Source organism: Ignavibacteriota bacterium, assembly GCA_016218045.1.
Taxonomy (GTDB): domain Bacteria; phylum Bacteroidota; class Ignavibacteria; order SZUA-365; family SZUA-365; genus JACRFB01.
This window is the reverse complement of the sequence record JACRFB010000031.1, coordinates 55,962-74,910: the sequence shown is the minus strand read 5'-3', so window position 1 is coordinate 74,910 and position 18,949 is coordinate 55,962. Positions and strand designations below refer to the sequence as shown.

Below are 18,949 nucleotides of genomic sequence, written 5' to 3'. Positions count from 1 at the left end.
GCGCCGTCTCCCGTGTTACTTGACGAGGGACATGGCGCGCAGCAGCGTCATGGACGGCGTCTGCAGCACGGCGTGATACAGTCCGGACGGCAACGCACCCGCGTCGAAGACAACGCGGTAGGCGCCCGGTTGTTTGTGTCCGTCCTCAAGTATCGCGACACATCGGCCGAGCATGTCGATCACCTCGAGGCGCACGGGTCCCGCCTCCACGACGGCATAGTCGATCGTGGTTGTCGCGTTAAAAGGATTAGGCCGGTTCTGCGCCAGAGTCGCAGGCACACTGCCGTCGAAAAGACGCACACCACCCTCGAGACAGGCGATGATCTGGAACTCGCCTGAAACCATGGTCGTGCGCACCGCACCGGCGTCCCAATTGAAGCGCTCGAGCGTGATGGGGACCCTGTCGACACGGCCGAGCATGGCCGTACATTCGAAGGTTGCGAGCACACCTATCGTGTCACGAAGCGGTCCGGAAATGTCGACGATGCGATCCGTTCCCTGCTGCGAAAACACCGCGCTGCCCGCGACGGGCTCGAGAATTTCGTTGTTGAACCTGAGGCGGGCTGTGAACGATCCTGCTCCCGCGGTGAGAAGATCCTCCGAAAACGTCAGCGTCACGGGCACGGACACACGCTCGCCCGGAGCGGCCCGCAAGACGGGCACGGTCACCGTCGCCAGCGCGATCCGCACCGGCCGCGGCGCCGAGAGCGCCGAACAGCCGAACTGGTTGGTCACACGAACCGTGTAGGTTCCGGAACGCGGGATGAGCAGGAAACGTCCTGTCTCGCCCGGCAGCGGCACACCGTTGAGCAGCCACTGATACCCGACCTCGGGTGTCGAAAAGAGGGTGTCGCGATCCTGTGTAATGAGAGGCTCGGCGGGCAACGGATTCACCACCACGTCCACCGTGGTAGCGCTGCCGATGCATCCGTTTGTATCGGTGACCGTGAGCGCGTAACTGCCGCTGCGCTTGACGACGATCGACCGGGTGCTTTCGCCGCCCGACCATGCGTATCGTACGAATCCCGGAGGTCCCGAGAGCGTGACGCTGTCGCCGTCACAGAACACGAGCGGTCCGTTTGCGGTGATCACCGGACGCGGATTCGGAAACACCGTCACCGTCACTACGCGCGACACGGCCGAACATCCCGTGGCAAGACCCACCAACACGCTGTACGAGCCGCTGCGTGTCACGGTGATGCTCCGGCTGGATTCGCCGGAAGACCACTTGTAGAGGACGTAGCCGGCTCCGGCATCGAGCTGCACGCTGCCGCCCTCGCAGAATACCGTGTCGCCCGTCACCGTCACCGCGGGGGTAGGAAGCGGATTCACAACGACAGTGACGCCCGCGGAGGTCGCGGTGCATGTGTTCGAATCGGTGACAGTCACCGCGTATGTGCCGCCGCGTTTCACGACAATGCTCCGCGTGCGATCGCCGCCGGACCAGAGATACGATCTGAATCCCGCACCCGCATCGAGCACGACGCTGTCGCCGTCGCAGAACGTGGTGGGGCCGAGCGCCGTGATCACCGGAGCCGGAAGCGGAAACACACGCACGAACACCGAGGTCGAATCGTCACATCCTGATACATTGCGCACGCGCACACTATAGCTGCCGCTGCGCGTCACGGTGATACGCTGCACGGTTTCGCCACTGCTCCACGCGTACGAGACAAAACCCGCGCCCGCGTCCAGATCCACGCTGCCGCCCTCACAAAAGCTGGTCGGACCCGACGCAGTGATCGCCGCGGTCGGACGAGGATTCACCACAACATCGACCTGTGACGAGGTACCCGTGCAGCCGTTGTTGTCCGTGACGGTCACTGTCACGCCCGCCGATGCCTTTAATGTGACGGTTTGCGTTGTGTCGCCGGTGGACCAGGTGTAACGGACGTAGCCGCCGCCCGCGTCGAGACGCACGCTGTCGCCGACGCAGAAGATGGTCGGGCCGGATGCCGTTATCGACGGGCGCGGTCGCACAAAGACCGTGATCGTCACGGGCGACGACGTCCCGCCGCAATCGTTCGAGTCGACGACGTCGACGGTGTACACTCCGCTCGCGCGCACGGTGATGCTGCGCGTGGAATCACCCGTGGACCAGTGGTAGAAACTGTAATCCGGACCCGCGTCGAGCACGGTCGAATCGCCTTCGCAGAACGACGTGGGGCCGTTCACTGCAATCGCCGGTGGTGGTGCGACCGTGCAGCCGAATTTCACGAGGAAGGCATCCCAGCCCGTGCCCTTTGTGCGCTGGGCTGCTCCGGACGTGACAGGAAAATCGGTGCTGTTGGTCCAGCCCGTGATGACGGCCGTGCCGCGCCAGTCGGCCGCGATCGCTGCGAGTCCGCGACTCGAGACCTCGCTTTCGTCGTCGGTGCCGCCGAAGTAGCTTGCCCAGATGCGCGAGCCGTCGCGCCGCATCTTGACAACAAACGCATCGAGTTTGCCTGCGCGCGCGGCCTGTGCCGCATCCCCTGTCACGGGAAAATCGAGACTGCGGGTCCGGCCTGTCACGATGATGTTGCCACTCGGATACACGGCGATACCGTTGGCGGCCTCCTCATCGCTGAGTGTGCCGTCGTTGCCGCCGCCGTAGAGTGTGAGCCAGTGCCGCGTGCCGTCGGGCATAAAACGACCGATAAACGCGTCCCACGTTCCGCGCTTGACGAGTTGAAACGCGCCGGCGCTGTTCGGAAAATTATTGCTCGCGACTGTGCCGCAGAGGGCGATGCTGCCGTCGCCGGCCGCGGCGACGGAGTATGCGTCGTCGAAGTACCAACCGCCGATGAGCGTGGAGAAGATGCGGCTGCCCGTCGAAGAAAATTTGAGCAGGATGCAGTCGCGTTCGCCTTCGAAGGCGGATTGAAACGCGCCGGCTGTGACAGGGAAATCGGGGCTTTCAGAATGGCCGCACACGATCACGTTTCCCGCGCCGTCGACCGAGATGTCGTGCCCCCAGTCCTCCTTCACGCCGCCGTAATACGTGGCCCAGGCACGCGATCCGTCCGCGCGGAATTTTGCGATAAACAGATCGTGATCGCCCGATTTTGTGAATTGGTACGTCGGGAACGATACGGGCAGGTCGCCGCTGATCGTGCGTCCCGTGACGAACACAGCACCCGCGCCATCGATCGCCACCGCGTCGATTTCCTCGAAGTTGGATCCTCCGAAATACGTGCACCAGCGGATGGTCCCGTCGGGACGGAACACTGCGATGAATCCGTCCGCATCGGGTTTTTTTGTTTCCTGGAACGCGCCGCGTGTCACGGGGAAATCCGAACTGAGCGTATAGCCGGCAACGGCCACGTCGCCGTTCGGCGCCACCGCCACACCCATCGCGAGGTCGTCGTCCGCACCGCCGTAATGTGTCGTCCACAACCGCGCGCCGTCGGGGGCGAACTTCGCGATGAAGGCCTCGGCCTTCCCCGCACTGCGTTCCTGAATGGACCCGGGCGTCGCGGGGAAGTTCGAACTTTCGGTCCATCCCACGAGGTAGACATTGCCCGCCTGGTCGATGGCCGTGGACGTTCCGAAGTCGGTCCAGTTGCCCCCGTAGTAGGTGGACCATTCAACAAACGGGTCCAATATCAGCGGCCGCGCGGTGTCGTACGCTCCGAGGCGGAACGAGAGGCGGTCGCCTTCGAGCACATACGCCGAGGGAACCACGTCGCGCGCGCCTGAGCCCGTGGCGAGGGTCGGTGGGTACGACACCGCATCCTGGTACACAAAGGGTGCGCGTTCGGTGATGGCACCGAGCGGCGTGTTGATGCGCAGATCGCCTCCCTGCAGCAGCGCGAGCCCCTCGGCTCCGATATAGCGCAGCGCGATACGTCCGGCATTTGTTCCTGGACCTGCGATGAACTCGTATTTCAACCGTCCCGCATCGAGCGTGAAGCGAAGATCGACGCCTTCCTGAATGCCGTGGTACGTGAGGGTTGCGCCGTCGGACTCGATCACTGCGGCCGCGCGCGCGCCTTCGAACACCACATCCACACGATAACTGCGAAAGCGCTGGCGGCGGGGCTCAATGGCGCAGGAATGGTCTTCCCCCGCGTGCGACTGCGCACTCCCCGCGACAGGTTCTGAGATGACATAACTGACCGCATCGCGGAAGAAGTAGGCATGCAAGGCGCCGAGATCGGTCTCGTACAGAATGTCGTCGCGGCGACGACCCTCGCTGTCGACGATGCGCCCGCGGTTCTGCAAAAAGACGCCCTGCAGATGTGTGGTCGGGGCGACGGACCTCGCGCCCGCAGCCGCATGCTCATGGCCCGTGGGAGCGCCCTGAGCGCCATTCAGGGCTGCGAAGAAAAACAGACTCAGGAGTACGGAATATCGTCGCGCAAGCATCGTTTTCATTGCCGGAGATTGTGGATCGTTGCTACGAGAAACTAGCCAATTTCGCTTGCCGATGCTAGCGAATACGCAATACCCCGTCACGTGTCTCGGCCGTGGCGGGTCCGCCCGTCCACCGGAACGATTCTATTTCGAGACGCTGCGGCCCCGCCCTTTCCGCGACAATGTGGACGGGGATCGAAGCGAGCACGCGGTCGCCGGGCCGCCAGGCGCCCTGCACGCGCATTACAAGATCGCGGGACTCGGTGCCGAGCACCGTCGAAGGATCGAGGGGTTCACACACTTTTTTTTTCACGCGGATCGCGGCCTCGAATCCCGTCACACCGCTCGCGGCGAGATTCTTCTCCGACATCAGACGCAGGACAAGCGCGGCCGTGTCGCCTTTGCGCACGGTTCCACCCGTCACTGTTGCAACGGCCGAACCGAACACGACCTCCACTGGACGCGATTCCACGGCGCAACCCGCCTTGTTCGACACACGAATCGAGTACGTCCCGGGCGCGCGCGCGATGAACTCGCGATTCACCGCTCCGCGTATCTGCGCGCCATTGCGTTGCCACTGATACGCATCGGCCACCGATCCGATCAGCGTGTCGCTGCGGCGCTCTATCGACACCACAGGCATCGGCAACACACGTACCACCACCGAATCCGACACTGCCTCGCAGCCGGCGGCATTTGCGACTGTCACCGCCAGCACCGCGTTTGCGCGGACAGCCACCGTCCGCGTGACAGCTCCATTCGACCACCTGTATGCGGTGAAACCCGTACCCGCATCCAGCACCGCCGTCTCACCTTCGCAGATCTGCACAGGACCGCGCGGAGTTACGAGCGCTCGCGGCACGGGAGAGAAGGTCACGGACACGGGCGCGGCATCGGCGGTGCAGCCCTCGGCGCTGCGCACCGACACCGCATAGGAGCCGCTGCGTGTCACATCGATGCTGCGCGTGGAACGGCCGTCGCTCCAGCGGTACTCCGCGAAGCCGGGGCCGGCGTCGAGTGTCAGCGGCTGTCCTTCACACAGAGCCAGGGGCGCGCTCGCCTCGATGCTCGGGGTTGGGCGCGGATTCACATGTACACGCGTACTGTCGACCGCGGTGCAGCCATCCTTGTTCGTCACCGTGAGTATGTACGTCGTGCTCGCATCCGGTGTCGCGCGCGGCCGCGCCGCGGCCGCGTCGCTGAGTCCCGCGGAGGGGCGCCATTCGTAGCGGAAGGGACCGCGCCCGCCGGAGGAGGCGGCACCGAGTACGGCCGACTCGCCGGCGCAGAGCGTCCTGTCCGCACCCGCGTCGGCGACGGGCACGGGATGAACTGTCACCTGCACGGTGTCGCGCGCGACGCAGCCGCGTGCATCCGTGACCGTGAGTCTGTACAGCACCGATGTGGATGGTGAAACGCTCGGACGTGCGCTCCGCGCGTCGCTCAATCCGATTGCAGGTTCCCACATATACGAATACGGCGGCTGTCCGCCGCTCGCCTCACCCCCGATGGTCCGCGACTCGCCGTCGCACATGACAAGGGGCGGACCCGCGCCCACCGCGGGGCGCGGGTGCACAACAACGGTCACAGTGTCGAACGATTCGCACCCGTACATGTTTGTCACACGCAGCGTGTACGTGGTTGTGAATTTCGGCGCCGCCTCGGTGTGATGGCGGCTAGGAGCGGAAAGTCCCTCGACCGGCGTCCATTCATAGCGCGGTTCTTCCGTGCGGTCGGCGGCCTCGCCTCCGAGTGTGACGGGACTTCCCTCGCACGATTCCATATCGGGGCCAGCATCGGCCTTGCTGCATGGCCGCACGAGTATCACAATCGTGTCACGCGCGGTACAGCCGTTGGCGTCGGTGACGGAGACCACGTACACTGTGCTTGAATCCGGATTCGCGATCGGGGTCGGCATATCGTACGCGCTGAGTCCGCGGCGCGGTTCCCACTGCCAGCGGAACGGCGCCGTGCCTCCACGCACACTCGCGGCCACTTTCCTGCGCGAGCCGCGGCACAGGGAAAAATCGGCGTCGGCCTTGACACGGGGAACGGAAGCAACCGCAACCAGCACGGTGTCGCGGCCCGTACATCCAAGCGCGTCGCGCACCGTCACGATGTAGCGCGTCGTCGAAGACGGCGCCGCGGTGGGAGTCGCCGTCTGCGCGCCCGTCAACCCTTTCGGGGGTGACCATAAATACGTGTACGGCGGCAGGCCGCCCGTCGCCGCCGCGCCGATCTCGGTCCCCGTGCCCTCGCATATCGTCACGTCGGGACCGGCCGCGGCGCGCACACTCTGGTTCACAGTCACCTTCACCGAGTCGCGTCCGGTGCAGCCGTTCGCGTCGGTGACGGTGAGCACATAGGTGGTCGTTTCGTCGGGTGAGGCGACGGGCTGCAACGTGTTGGTTGTGCTGAGCCCGGCCGCGGGCGACCACGCGTACGTGAAAGGCGCGCGGCCCTGCGCGGGATCGGCGGCAAGGCGCACGGTTTCACCCGGACAAATTGCATGATCCGGTCCCGCAAGAATGAGGAGGCGCTGCATCACGCGCACAAGCACGGTGTCGGTTTCGCGGCACCCCTTTGCATCCGTGACAGTGACGACGTACTTCGTCGTCGAATCGGGATGCGCCGAGGGCTGTGCGATTTTTGCGGAGCTGAGTCCGGCGGCAGGCGACCAGCTATAGCTGTACGGCGGCTGACCGCCTGTCGCCACAGCACCGATCGGTGTTTCCGCGCTCGGGCACACGGCGACATCGGGTCCGGCATTGATCACGATAGGCGGATACACGGTGACGGTGACCGAGTCCGTCGCGATACAGCCGTTAAAATCGCGCACAGTGACGGTGTACGTGGTGGTCTCGAGCGGTGACGCCGTTGGTGTCGCCGCGTCGGTTGTGCTGAGTCCCGTTGCGGGGGACCATGTGTACCAAAACGGACTTTGCCCGCCCTGCGGGGTGCCGCCTATCTGCGTCGAGGAGCCGCGGCAGATCGACACATCGCGGCCGGCGGAAATGCGCGGGAGCGCCTTCACAGTCACCACCACCGAATCGTTGGACCATGCGCCCTCGGCGTCGGTCACGGTCACTTCGTACACGGTGGTCTTGCGCGGCGCCGCGGAGGGCGATTGCACATTGTCGGCACTCAGACCCGTCGCGGGTTTCCACGCGTACGAGTACGGAGCCCTGCCCCCGCTGGCGGGCCCGCCGATCACGGCGCCTGACCCAATACACACGATCGTGTCGCGCCCGGCATTGGCAACCGGCTCATCAAAGATGATGCGCACAAAAAACACATCGGTGAAACCCGCGCGTTTTTTCTGGGCCGGATTCCGCACGGGGAAATCGGGACTGGCGGTGATGCCCGCGAGAAGGATGTTGCCGCCGCGCTCCGACGCGGCCGCGTGTGGTATCTCCTGGTCCTTACCTCCGAAGTACGTGGAAAAAACCAGACCGCCCGCGCTGTTCAACCGTGTGAAAAAGGCATCGTATGCGCCCGCGCGTTTGCGCTGAAAAGCGTCGGGCGTGACGGGAAAATTATTGCTCTCGGTGTGGCCCGCGATGACGATGCGCCCCTGCGGATCGACGCAGTGGTCGTCGACGATGTCGAGGCCCTTGCCGCCGAGGTAGGTGAGCCAGGCGAGTGTGCCCTTGCCGTCGAATTCCGCGAGCACGCCGTCGAAGTCGCCGCCCGACGTGCGCTGCGACGCGTTCGGAGACGCAGGCAGGTTCGTGCTTCCCGAATACCCGCTCAGGATGATGCGTCCGCCCTTGTCGCAGGTGATGCGCGCTGCGCGGTCCTCGCGTGTGCCGCCGAGGTAAGTGCCCCAGATCCGCGCGCCTTCGGGCGAAAACTTGAGAAGAAACATGTCGAAGGGCCCGCCGCCGTACGTCGCCTGTGCCGAGGGAGTGGTGACGGGAAAGTTCTGACTTTCGGTGTGTCCGGCCAGCAGAATATTGTCGGATGGATCGAGCGCGACGGTATTTGCGTAATCCATGCCCCAGCCGCCGATATACGTGGCCCAGGTGCGCGCGCCGACGGCCGAGAATCGTGCGAGAAAAAGATCGAAGTCTCCTTTATTTGTGGTCTGGAAGGCGTTGCGTGTCACGGGGAAATTTGTGCTGAACGTGCCGCCCGCGAGCACGATGTTGCCCGCCTTGTCGAGCGCGATGCCCGAACATTCGTCGGAGAGTCCGCCGCCGAAGTACGTGGCCCAGAGCCGCGCGCCCTCGCCCGAAAATTTCACGAGCGCGATGTCGCTCTTGCCGTTGTTCACGGGCTGATAGGCGCCGGGCGTGAGCGGGAAGTCGGCGCTGCTTGTTGTCGCGGCCAGCACAAAGGCGCCGAAACTGTCGAAGGCGATGTGCGGCTGCGTCTCCTCGGCCGTCCCGCCGTAGTAGGTCGCCCAGCGGATGTTGCGGTCGGAATCGAGTCCGGCGATGAAGAGGTCGAGATTGCCCGCGTTTTCGGACTGGAAGGATCCGGGTTTCACCGGGAAATCGGTGCTCATCGTGTAGCCGGCGCAGACCGTGTTGTTCGACGCGTCGATCGCGACCGCGGTGAGATAATCCGACGAGGCGCCGCCGTAATAACTGGCCCACTGCAGGAACGGATCGATCACCAGCGTGTCGCGCGTATCGTATGCGCCGAGCACAAATCCGAAACCGTGCGCGCGCGCCACGCGGGTGACGGACACGGGCGAGGCGACACCGTTGCTGCGCGTGTACACGACGGGCGCGCCGTCACGCAGCACCACGCGGCCCGCGTCCGATACACTCGCGGTGCCGTCGTCGTGAAGGTCGAGTTGTTCCCCGCCCGCGAAGTGCAGGCCGATGCGCGCGGGATCGGCGCCCGGCGCCACATGGTATTCGTACTTGATGCCCGCCGCCTCCGCGCGGAACACCAGATCGATTCCGGGATAGACGTCCCGGTACGTGATGACGCCGAAGGACGGAACGCCGGTGATGCCGGCGGCTTCGCGCGCGGTGTAATAGTTGCGCCGCACGGTGCGGACCTCCGCAGCTTCCACGCGCAGGCCGGGATGCGCACCGTCGAACAGCATGTCGATACGTCGCAGTCCGGCGGGCGCAACGGGCATGCCGGGCGATGCGCCGCCTCTTCGAAGGTCGCCCGCGTTTGCGGCCGGGACACCGGGCACCGGCAGAACGAAGTGTATGCCGTCGCGCGAGAAGTACACGCGTGCGCCGCCGCTCTCCGCGTAATACAACACGGATGTGGCGCGACTGCCGTCGCTCGCGTACACCTGCCCGTCGTTGCGGATGAAGTCGAGCGCGGGTGCGGCGGGCAACGCCATGGCAACGCTGCGCGCGCCACTGTCACCCGTCTGCGTCCCTGATTGTCCGGCTGATGGTACGAGCAGGCCGGCACCAAGCGCGGAGCGCAATCCTGTCACGGTGCCGTGTTTTGCGCCGCTGCTGTTCGGGACCGGATATATAAGATAAATAAGAGCTACAAGTACGACACTCCAGGAGACCCGGTATTTCATTCGCGATGCTTCCTTTTCCGACGCGGGCTTGAAGAATTTGCCTGAATTATTAACGAATTACGGGAAATAATTCAAGAAAAAAATGAAATCAGCAAAAACTAATCCGAATCGGAGAGCCGGGGTCACCGCGTGGTATAAAAGACACGATCATCGGAAATTGCGCGTGTCACACACTGCAGATAGGCCTCGAGCTGCCGCTTCATGCGCGCGCGCTGCTCCGGCAGTCGCTGCGAGAGGTCCGTGTGTCGCTCAGGATCGCGCCGGTACGCGTACAGGCCCTGTGTGTCCTGCAGGTCCGACGTGTACACGAGTGAATCGTTGAAGAGGCAGAGCGTCGGACCGTAGCGCAGCACCGCGACACGCTCGCGCGGTGAAAGCGCGGAGCGCCCCATAGAGGCGTGAGCTGCGGACAGATCGAGCAGGTCGAGAACCGTGGGCAGCACATCCACGTGCGAGGCGATGCGCTCCACTCGTCCCGCGGGCACAATGCCCGGAGCGTATATCAGCAGGGGCACATGGAACGCGGCGTAGAGGTTGTTCCGCTCGCCGAACATCGTGTGATCGCCGGTGATAAGAAACACCGTGCGCGAAAACCACGGCGCCGCGCGCGCCGCGCGGAAGAACTGGCCGAGGGCAAAATCGGAATACCGCATCGAGCGGTGAAAATCCGTTTCACCTTCCGCGCCGCGCACCTGCGCCTCCCGGTGACGCGGCACCTCGAAGGGCACATGCGACGAGAGTGAAAACAGCGCCGCGCAGAACGGCTCCTTCAAGGCGCTGATGTCGGCGCGCGCCTGCAGGAAAAACGGCTCGTCGTTCAGGCCCCACACGCCGTCGAACAGCGAATCGGCGGGTGCGGGATGATCCTCCCTGCCGTAGTAACGCATGAAACCCGAGAGCCGCGAGAATGCGTCGAAGCCCATCGATCCGGTCGCGGCGCCATGATGAAAACTCGTGGTGTATCCCTGCTCGAGAAGAATGGAACCGAGTCCGCGGAAACGGTTCGTCTCGGCCTTCGATCCGATGAGCGACGATTCGTAGAGGCCCGGCAGCGAGGCAAGAATCGACGGCAGCGCCTCGATGGACCGCTGGCCGTTGGCGAGAAAATTTGTGAAGAGCAGTCCGTCGGCGGCAAGCGAATCAAAGAACGGCGCGCGCGAGGGTCCGCCGGAAATGGATCCGATGTCGGAGGCGGTCCAGCTTTCCATCATGATGATCACCACATTGAGACGCCGTGGCTCCTGCGCCGCGCGTTTGCGCAGAAACACGAAGGCCGTATCGATGCTCTCTTCGCGATCATCGAAAAACAGTTCGCGCACGATGCCGCGCGCCTCGTCTTCCGCCATAAACGCGTATGTGGGAAGTGCCGGCTGAAAGTAGCTGCGCGCGACCGTATATGTACTGTTGAGCGCGAGCCAGCCCAGGGCGGGCACGGACGAAAAGAAGGCGTTCGACTGCCGCAGGGGCTTGAGCTGCAATCCGCCGCGTATGCCGATCACCGCGAGCACCACGGCCAGCGCGAGAAAGAGGAATTCGCGGATGAGGCCGCGCCGCTCCCCGCCGCGCCTGTGAGCGAACCGGACCAGGCGTAACGCGGCGGCAACAAAGACCGCTGCCAACACGACAAAGAGCAGCGTGGTCAGAGGATAGGCGGCGACTGTGCCCGGGAGCATACGCAGCAGGTCGGGCAGCATGGCGTAGGGTTCAAACAGCAGACGGCGCTGCACGGTGGGGAAATACGCGAAGTCCGCCACATTGAGCAGCACGCCCGCGAGATTGACGACGCAGAACAGTGTGAACAGTGTGACACGATACCAGCGATACCGCGAGGGCTGCCAGGGCAGAAGGTAGAGGACAAGCAAAGGGATGTTCACGAGGAACAGCGCGGCGATGTCGAAACGCACTCCATGCAGGAATCCCTCCGCGATATCCGCGCCGGGGACGGCTTCGAAGAAGTCGAGATTCGACCAGTAGAAACCCAGTCGCAGGCCGGAATACAGGAGCAGCAGAAAGAGAAACAGGAGTATGGACGTGCGAACGGGTCGTGTCATGGGCGCGTGCAGCGGTTGCCGAGGAGGACGGTGTGTGCGGGTCAGCAAATATACTCCCGGTGTCCGAGAATCGCAGGGCGGTGCGCGCGTTTGTATTTCCGGGCCGTGAACGATAAGTTGCTGTACTATTCGCTCGCGCCCCCCCTCGCATCGACAGTGCCAACATGACCGACACGTTTTCCGGAGTGGATTTCTACAACCTCGACACACTGCTGGGCGAGGAGGAAATTCTGGCGCGGAACACGGTGCGCGCCTGGGTGAGCGCCGAACTTTTGCCCGTCATCGAAGACGCGAACCGGAACTGCCGTTTCCCGGCGGAACTGCTGCCGTCGCTCGGAAATCTGGGAGTGTTGGGCGCCACGCTTCCCGAACGCTACGGCTGCGCGGCGTCGAACAACGTGGTGTACGGACTCATGATGCAGGAACTGGAGCGCGGCGACAGCGCCCTGCGAAGTTTCGCGTCGGTGCAGAGCAGTCTGGTGATGTACCCGATCTTCCGCTTCGGCAGCGAGGAGCAGCGTTGCCGCTGGCTGCCGCGCCTCGCGCGCACGGACGCGATCGGCTGCTTCGGACTCACGGAACCCGACCACGGATCCGATCCGGGCTCCATGACCACGCGCGCGAGACGTGACGGCGACAGCTTCGTGCTCGACGGCGCAAAGATGTGGATCACCAACGGCAGCGTCGCCGACGTCGCCCTCGTCTGGGCGAAACTCGACGGCGAGGTGCATGGCTTCCTTGTCGAAAAAGGGACGCCCGGTTTCACCGCGCCCGAGATGAAGGGCAAACATTCGCTCCGCGCCTCGGTCACCTCCGAACTCGTCTTCCAGAACTGCCGCATCCCCGCGGAGAACAGATTGCCCGACGCGCGCGGACTGCGCGCGCCCCTCGCCTGCCTGACACAGGCCCGCTACGGCATCGCGTGGGGAGCCGTGGGAGCAGCCATGGCGTGTTTCCACGCCGCGCGCTCGTACGCGCTGACTCGCACCCAATTTTCCCGGCCCATCGCGTCGTTCCAGCTTGTGCAGGAAAAACTCGCGTACATGCTCACCGAAATCACCAAGGCGCAGCTTCTCTGCCTGCAGCTCGGGCGAATGAAGGACGCGGGCACGATGACCTTTGCGCAGGTGTCGCTCGCCAAACGCAACAATGTCGACATCGCCCTCACCATCGCGCGCATGGCACGCGACATTCTCGGCGCCAACGGCATCGTCGACGAGTACCCCGTGATGCGCCACATGAACAATCTCGAATCGGTGAAAACCTACGAGGGGACGCACGACATACACACCCTGATACTCGGCCAGGAAATCACCGGCATCGCCGCCTTTACCTGATCCACGCTCACTCGCCAGAAGGATTGACACGTTATGAAGAAAAAAGAGATTCGCACCGGACTGACCTTCGACGACGTGCTGCTCATTCCGCAGAAGTCCGCCGTGCTGCCGCGCGAAGTGAGCGTCGTCTCGCGCCTCACGGCCCGCATCTCGCTCAACATCCCCCTGCTCAGCGCGGCGATGGACACGGTGACGGAAAGCGAAATGGCTGTCGCGCTCGCGCGCGAAGGCGGCATCGGCATCCTGCATAAAAACATGTCGATCGAAAAGCAGGCAGTGGAAGTCGACAAGGTGAAGCGGTCGGAGAGCGGCATGATCGTCCGGCCCATCACCCTCACGCCCGATAAAACGGTGAAGGATGCGCTCGACATCATGGACCGCTACAGCATCTCGGGCATCCCCATCGTCGATCACGAGGGCAGTCTCATCGGCATCCTCACAAACCGCGACCTGCGCTTCGAGCCGAATCAGGAGATTCTCATCGCCGACATCATGACGGTGGACAATCTCGTCACCGCGCCGCTCGGCACCACGCTCGAGAAGGCCGAGAGCATCCTGCAGGCGCACCGCATCGAGAAACTGCCCGTCGTTGACAAGAAGGGAAAACTGCGCGGACTGATCACCTTCAAGGACATCATGAAAAAGAAGCACCACCCGAACGCGTGCAAGGATAACCTTGGCCGCCTGCGGGTGGGCGCGGCGCTCGGCATCGCGGCGAACACGCTCGAACGCGCGGCCGCACTGGTGGAATCGCATGTGGACGTCCTGTTCATCGACACCGCGCACGGACATTCGAAGGGCGTGGTGGACATGCTCAAACGCCTGCGGAAAAAATATCCCGACGTCGACATCATCGCGGGCAACGTGGGCACGGCCCATGCCACCGAAGACCTGATCAAGGCGGGCGCGGACGGTGTCAAAGTGGGTATCGGTCCGGGCAGCATCTGCACCACCCGCGTCGTCACCGGCGTCGGCGTACCGCAGGTGACGGCGATCATGGATTGCGCGGCCATGGCAGCCAAGTACAACATCCCCGTCATCGCCGACGGAGGCATCAAGGTGACGGGCGATATCGCGAAAGCCATCGCGGCGGGCGCGGACAGTGTGATGATCGGTTCGCTCTTTGCGGGACTCGAGGAGAGTCCGGGCGAGAAGGTCCTGTACGAAGGTCGTACCTACAAAATGTACCGCGGCATGGGCTCGCTCGGCGCCATGAAGGAAGGCAGCAAGGACCGCTACTTCCAGGACGTCGAAGAGGACATCAAGAAACTCGTGCCCGAAGGCATCGAAGGAATGGTGTCGTACCGCGGCAACCTCGAAGACACCGTGTACCAGATGATCGGCGGCCTGCGGGCTGCAATGGGGTATTGCGGCGTCTCCACCATCGCGGCACTCAAATCCGACACCGAATTCATGCGTATTACCGCGGCGGGACTCAAAGAAAGCCACCCGCACGACGTCTTTATCACCAAGGAATCTCCGAATTATCAGGTCGGTTCGCGGCGCTGATGCCAGGTTATCCACAAGTCCCGCACCGCTTCCGTGGAGTGTCCCATTGCGGCTAGCATCATTTTCAGTTTAAAATCGGCGAAAACGCGCCGAATAATGGGTTTTCCCGACTCCGAGAAATGAGAAGCCGCACTTATCCACAAACTCGCACAGGTTATCCACAGTTTTCCACAGTCTGTGCGGAGCGCCTGCAACGTCTGCGCGTTTCTATGCGTGCGCGCAAGCTCGATGTGCTGCTCCTGCACCATCTTCCGAGCATACGGCATCTGACCGGCTTTACCGGATCGAACGCCCTGCTCTATGTGACACCGCGCGGCGGCGTGCTGGCGACGGATTCGCGGTATGCCACGCAGGTGCGCGATGAAGTGTCGGGGTGGCGCATCCTCGTGCCCGCCGACGGGCTGCTGACGGAGGCACTGCGCCGCAGTCTGCGCGGCACACCCCCCGCCCGTATCGGACTCGAGTACGCACGGGTAACCCATCAACAGTACCGTCACATGCGCAGTCTTTTTGCGGGCGCATCGTTTGTGGATATGTCGGGCATGCCCGACCGGCTTCGCTCCATCAAATCCGACGACGAAGTCGCGGCCATACGCGCGGCGGCTGGCATCGCCGACGACGTGTTTGTGTCGCTGCTCGATTGGCTGCGTCCGGGCATGCGAGAGCGCGAGATTGCCGCCGAAATATCGTACCGTCTGCGTCTGCACGGCGCCGAGCGTGATGCCTTCGAACCGATCGTAGTGTCGGGTCCGCGCTCCGCTCTTGTACACGGCCAGCCCTCCGATCGCGCGCTGCGCGCGGGCGATCCTCTGCTGTTGGATTTCGGCTGTGTGGTGCGCGGCTACGCGAGCGACATCACGCGCACGATATCCGTGGGCCGCGCGCGGCCAGCGATGCGGCGCATGCATGCGGCCGTGCTCGACGCGCAGCGTGCCGCCATCGACGCGGCGCAGGCGGGCGTCGACACGCGGGATGTGGACGCGGCCGCGCGGACCGTGCTCGATACGCGGGGATACGGCGAATACTTTTCACACGCACTCGGACATGGTCTCGGACTCGAGGTACATGAACTTCCGCGCTTGAGCCGCCTCTCGCCCGGCACACTCGAAACCGGCATGGTCTTCACTGTCGAACCGGGTGTGTACATACCCGGCAAAGGCGGCGTGCGCATCGAAGACGACGTGCTGCTTGCACCGGACGGCGGCGAACTGCTTACACAGGCGCCACGCGCGCTCATCGAGTTGTAAACGATGGGAAACGAAACACGCAGGCGGCGCGTGCTCGTCATCGCCTATTACTTCCCGCCTCTGGGTCTCAGCGGTGTGCAGCGCACGCTCAAGTTTGTCAAGTACCTGCCCTCCTTCGGCTGGGAACCGACAGTTCTCACCGTCGAGGACCGCGGGTACTTCGCGCGCGACGAGGGTCTGCTCGCCGAACTCGACGGGCTTCCCGTCGAGATTCTGCGCACGCCGTCTCTCGATCCCCTGCACCTTTTCCGCAAGAAGAAGGTGGTGCAGATGCCCTCGGGCCGTTCTTACGGCGCGGCGGTAAAGCTCGGCAGTTTTTTCCTCGTGCCCGACAACAAGATCGGATGGCGCAGGCATGCCTTGCGCGCGGCGCGCGCGGCGCACGAGCGGAATCCCTTCGACCTGATCTTCGCGACGGCGCCGCCCTTCACCGGTTTCCTCATCGCGCGCGACGCGCGCAAGCAGCTCGGGCTGCCCCTTGTGCTCGATTACCGGGATCCCTGGCTCGAGAATCCGCTGCACTCGTACCCGACGCCGCTGCACCGCTTCCTCCATCACCGCATGGAAATGAGCGTGCTGCGTTACGCGCATCATATCGTGACGATCAACCGGCGCATGAAGGAACTCACGCTCGGAAGTTCGCGCCTGCTGTCGCACAACGACGTCACCATACTGCCGCAGGGATTCGACCCCGCCGACTTCGAGGGATCCGTCGTCTCCGCCGACCCCACCCGCATGCACATCGTCTACACCGGCACCTTTTACATCGACCGCAGACCCGACAGTTTTCTCGAGGCGCTGTCGCGGTTTTTCGAACGCGCGCCGCGCGCGCGCGGACAGGTGATGGTCTCTTTCGCCGGAACCCCGCGCGAGGAGGACCGCCGCAAAATCGCGGCCATGAAACTCGACGACTGCGTGCACATGCTGGGCTATCTTCCGCACAGCGACTGTGTGCGGCTGACACGCTCGGCCGACGTGTTGTGGCTGACCATCGGATCGTCGCGCGGCATGGATGTTGCGTCCACAGGTAAACTCTACGAATACCTCGCGGCGCGCAAACCCATTCTCGCAAGCGTGCCCGAGGGCGAGGCCCGCCGCACGCTCGAAAAATCGGGTGTGGCCTTCCTCTCGGAACCAACCGACGTCCAGGCCATGACCGCGCATCTCGAAACGCTGCACGCCCGCTGGCGCGCACACTCACTGCCCGCGCCCGCGGACTCATTCCTCGCACAATTCGACCGCCGCCACCTCACCGGCGAACTCGCAAAAATCTTCGCCAACGTCCTGCACGAGGATCAGGTTATCCCATGAAAAAAACACACAGGAGGAACGGAGGAAGCGGAGACTTATATGACGGCCTTCGGCCGTTCCTTCGCGGCTCGAAGACCGAGGGATCGCAAGAAAAAATACACACAGGAGTAACCGAGCGATAGGAGTGCCGGAGAAAAGCAACAGGGAGGCACGGAGGCCAGGAGGTTTTTTCTTCATCGTTCACCGACTATTGCGCACGAAGCATATTTCACGTTCCACGTAATCACATTCGACTTTCTACCTTCTACTTTCTACCTTTTACTTTCTACCTCCCCATCCACCATGCCATTGTTCTCCGCATTATCGACTTCCACCATGAAAATCCTCGTCATCGGCAGCGGCGGCCGCGAACACGCGATCTGCTGGAAATTGAGCAAGAGTCCATCCACGCCGGCACTGTATTGCGCGCCAGGGAATGCCGGCACGGCGCAGGTGGCGGAGAACGTTCCGATCGCGGCGACCGATGTGCAGGGCCTGCTGGTCTGGGCGAAGAACCACGGGATCGACCTGACCGTGGTGGGTCCTGAAGCACCTCTTGCCGAGGGCATCGTCGATGCCTTCCGCGCCGAGGGGCTCAGAATTTTCGGACCGACACGCGCGGCCGCGCAGCTCGAGACGAGCAAGGCCTTCGCGAAGGACTTCATGCGGAGGCATCACATTCCGACCGCGGCCTACAAGGTGTTCCATGAAGGCGAGCAGGACGAGGCGCGCGCCTTTCTCCGCGATGCCGCGTATCCGGTGGTGCTGAAGGCGAGCGGCCTCGCGGCCGGCAAGGGCGTGGTGATTGCGCGAGGATACGACGAAGCAGGACTCGAAGCGGACGCGATGCTGAGCGGCGCGGCCTTTGGCGATGCGGGCCGCACGCTGGTCATCGAGGAATTTCTCGAGGGTGTCGAGGCCTCGGTCTTTGCGCTCACCGACGGCAACCGTTTTGTCACACTTGCACCCGCGCAGGATCACAAGCGCATCCTCGACAACGACATGGGAAAAAACACCGGCGGTATGGGCGCCTACGCCCCGACCCCGTTTGTCCCCACCGAGGTACTGGCTGACATAAAAATACGCATCATCAAACCCGTGATCGACGGCATGAAAGCCGACGGTGTACCATTCACAGGCGTCCTGTTTGTGGGTATCATGCTCACCGACGAAGGGCCCAAGGTGCTCGAATTCAACTGCCGCTTCGGCGACCCGGAAACGCAGGTGGTGCTGCCGCTCATCGACGAGGACCTCGTGCGCCTGCTCGACGACATAGCGCGCGGCGACCTGCAGCGCAACCGCATCGCGTTGCACGACGCCAATGCCGTGTGTGTGGTGATGGCGGCGAGCGGCTATCCCGACGCGTATGACACAGGCAGGCGTATCTCGGGTCTCGAGAGTATCGATCCCGACGCCGAAGGCGTCCTGGTCTTCCATTCCGGCACAAAACTCGGCAGTGACGGCGTCGTCACCGCCGGCGGCCGCGTGCTCGGCGTCACCGCCCTCGGACCCGGCCGCGACCTGCGCGACACCATTACACTCGCCTACTCCGCCGTCGCGCGCATCCGCTTCGACGGTGCGTACTATCGCACCGATATCGGACGGAAAGCTCTGCTGTAAGGCCGAGCGACGGGGAGTGGGGACGCTGGAATGACGATGTGATGATGGAGA

Annotated in this window: 8 protein-coding genes; 5 read left to right on the top strand and 3 right to left on the bottom strand. The window is 63.6% G+C overall.

Features of this window, described 5'->3' with window-relative positions:
- Positions 1-15: 15 nt before the first annotated feature.
- The 3 genes from HY962_08550 to HY962_08540 all read right to left on the bottom strand — a co-directional run bounded on the left by HY962_08550 (position 16) and on the right by HY962_08540 (position 11,895).
- Positions 16-4,359, bottom strand: coding sequence for an SBBP repeat-containing protein (locus HY962_08550; protein ID MBI5646971.1), 4,344 nt, complete (start codon positions 4,357-4,359; stop codon positions 16-18).
- Between the two features lie 55 nt (positions 4,360-4,414).
- Positions 4,415-9,844 carry a hypothetical protein gene (locus HY962_08545; GenBank protein ID MBI5646970.1) on the bottom strand — a complete coding sequence of 1,810 codons (5,430 nt, stop codon included), beginning with the start codon at positions 9,842-9,844 and terminating at the stop codon, positions 4,415-4,417.
- A 122-nt stretch (positions 9,845-9,966) separates the two neighbouring features.
- Complete coding sequence (locus tag HY962_08540) at positions 9,967-11,895, bottom strand: sulfatase-like hydrolase/transferase (GenBank protein MBI5646969.1); 1,929 nt, start codon at positions 11,893-11,895, stop codon at positions 9,967-9,969.
- A gap of 164 nt (positions 11,896-12,059) precedes the next feature.
- Here HY962_08540 and HY962_08535 point away from each other — a divergent pair, with 164 nt between their 5' ends.
- The 5 genes from HY962_08535 to purD all read left to right on the top strand — a co-directional run bounded on the left by HY962_08535 (position 12,060) and on the right by purD (position 18,898).
- Entirely contained in the window at positions 12,060-13,232 is a 1,173-nt protein-coding gene (locus HY962_08535) for an acyl-CoA dehydrogenase family protein (protein ID MBI5646968.1), read from the top strand.
- 33 nt (positions 13,233-13,265) lie between these two features.
- Positions 13,266-14,741 carry an IMP dehydrogenase gene (gene guaB / locus HY962_08530; protein ID MBI5646967.1) on the top strand — a complete coding sequence of 492 codons (1,476 nt, stop codon included), beginning with the start codon at positions 13,266-13,268 and terminating at the stop codon, positions 14,739-14,741.
- A 209-nt stretch (positions 14,742-14,950) separates the two neighbouring features.
- Positions 14,951-15,988 (top strand): aminopeptidase P family protein, encoded by a 1,038-nt coding sequence (locus HY962_08525; GenBank protein MBI5646966.1) that lies wholly within the window; start codon positions 14,951-14,953, stop codon positions 15,986-15,988.
- A 3-nt stretch (positions 15,989-15,991) separates the two neighbouring features.
- On the top strand, positions 15,992-17,299 hold the full coding sequence (locus tag HY962_08520) for a glycosyltransferase (protein ID MBI5646965.1): 1,308 nt from the start codon (positions 15,992-15,994) through the stop codon (positions 17,297-17,299).
- A 315-nt stretch (positions 17,300-17,614) separates the two neighbouring features.
- A complete protein-coding gene (gene purD, locus HY962_08515) occupies positions 17,615-18,898 on the top strand; it encodes a phosphoribosylamine--glycine ligase (protein MBI5646964.1) in 1,284 nt (427 codons plus the stop codon).
- The last annotated feature ends 51 nt before the right edge of the window (positions 18,899-18,949 follow it).

Excerpts from the sequence above, each read along its gene's own strand:
- HY962_08550 (MBI5646971.1), bottom strand. The coding sequence starts at position 4,359 with ATGAAAACGATGCTTGCGCGACGATATTCCGTACTCCTGAGTCTGTTT.
- guaB (MBI5646967.1), top strand. The coding sequence starts at position 13,266 with ATGAAGAAAAAAGAGATTCGCACCGGACTGACCTTCGACGACGTGCTG.
- HY962_08545 (MBI5646970.1), bottom strand. The coding sequence starts at position 9,844 with ATGAAATACCGGGTCTCCTGGAGTGTCGTACTTGTAGCTCTTATTTAT.
- HY962_08540 (MBI5646969.1), bottom strand. The coding sequence starts at position 11,895 with ATGACACGACCCGTTCGCACGTCCATACTCCTGTTTCTCTTTCTGCTG.
- HY962_08535 (MBI5646968.1), top strand. The coding sequence starts at position 12,060 with ATGACCGACACGTTTTCCGGAGTGGATTTCTACAACCTCGACACACTG.
- HY962_08525 (MBI5646966.1), top strand. The coding sequence starts at position 14,951 with ATGCGTGCGCGCAAGCTCGATGTGCTGCTCCTGCACCATCTTCCGAGC.
- HY962_08520 (MBI5646965.1), top strand. The coding sequence starts at position 15,992 with ATGGGAAACGAAACACGCAGGCGGCGCGTGCTCGTCATCGCCTATTAC.
- purD (MBI5646964.1), top strand. The coding sequence starts at position 17,615 with ATGAAAATCCTCGTCATCGGCAGCGGCGGCCGCGAACACGCGATCTGC.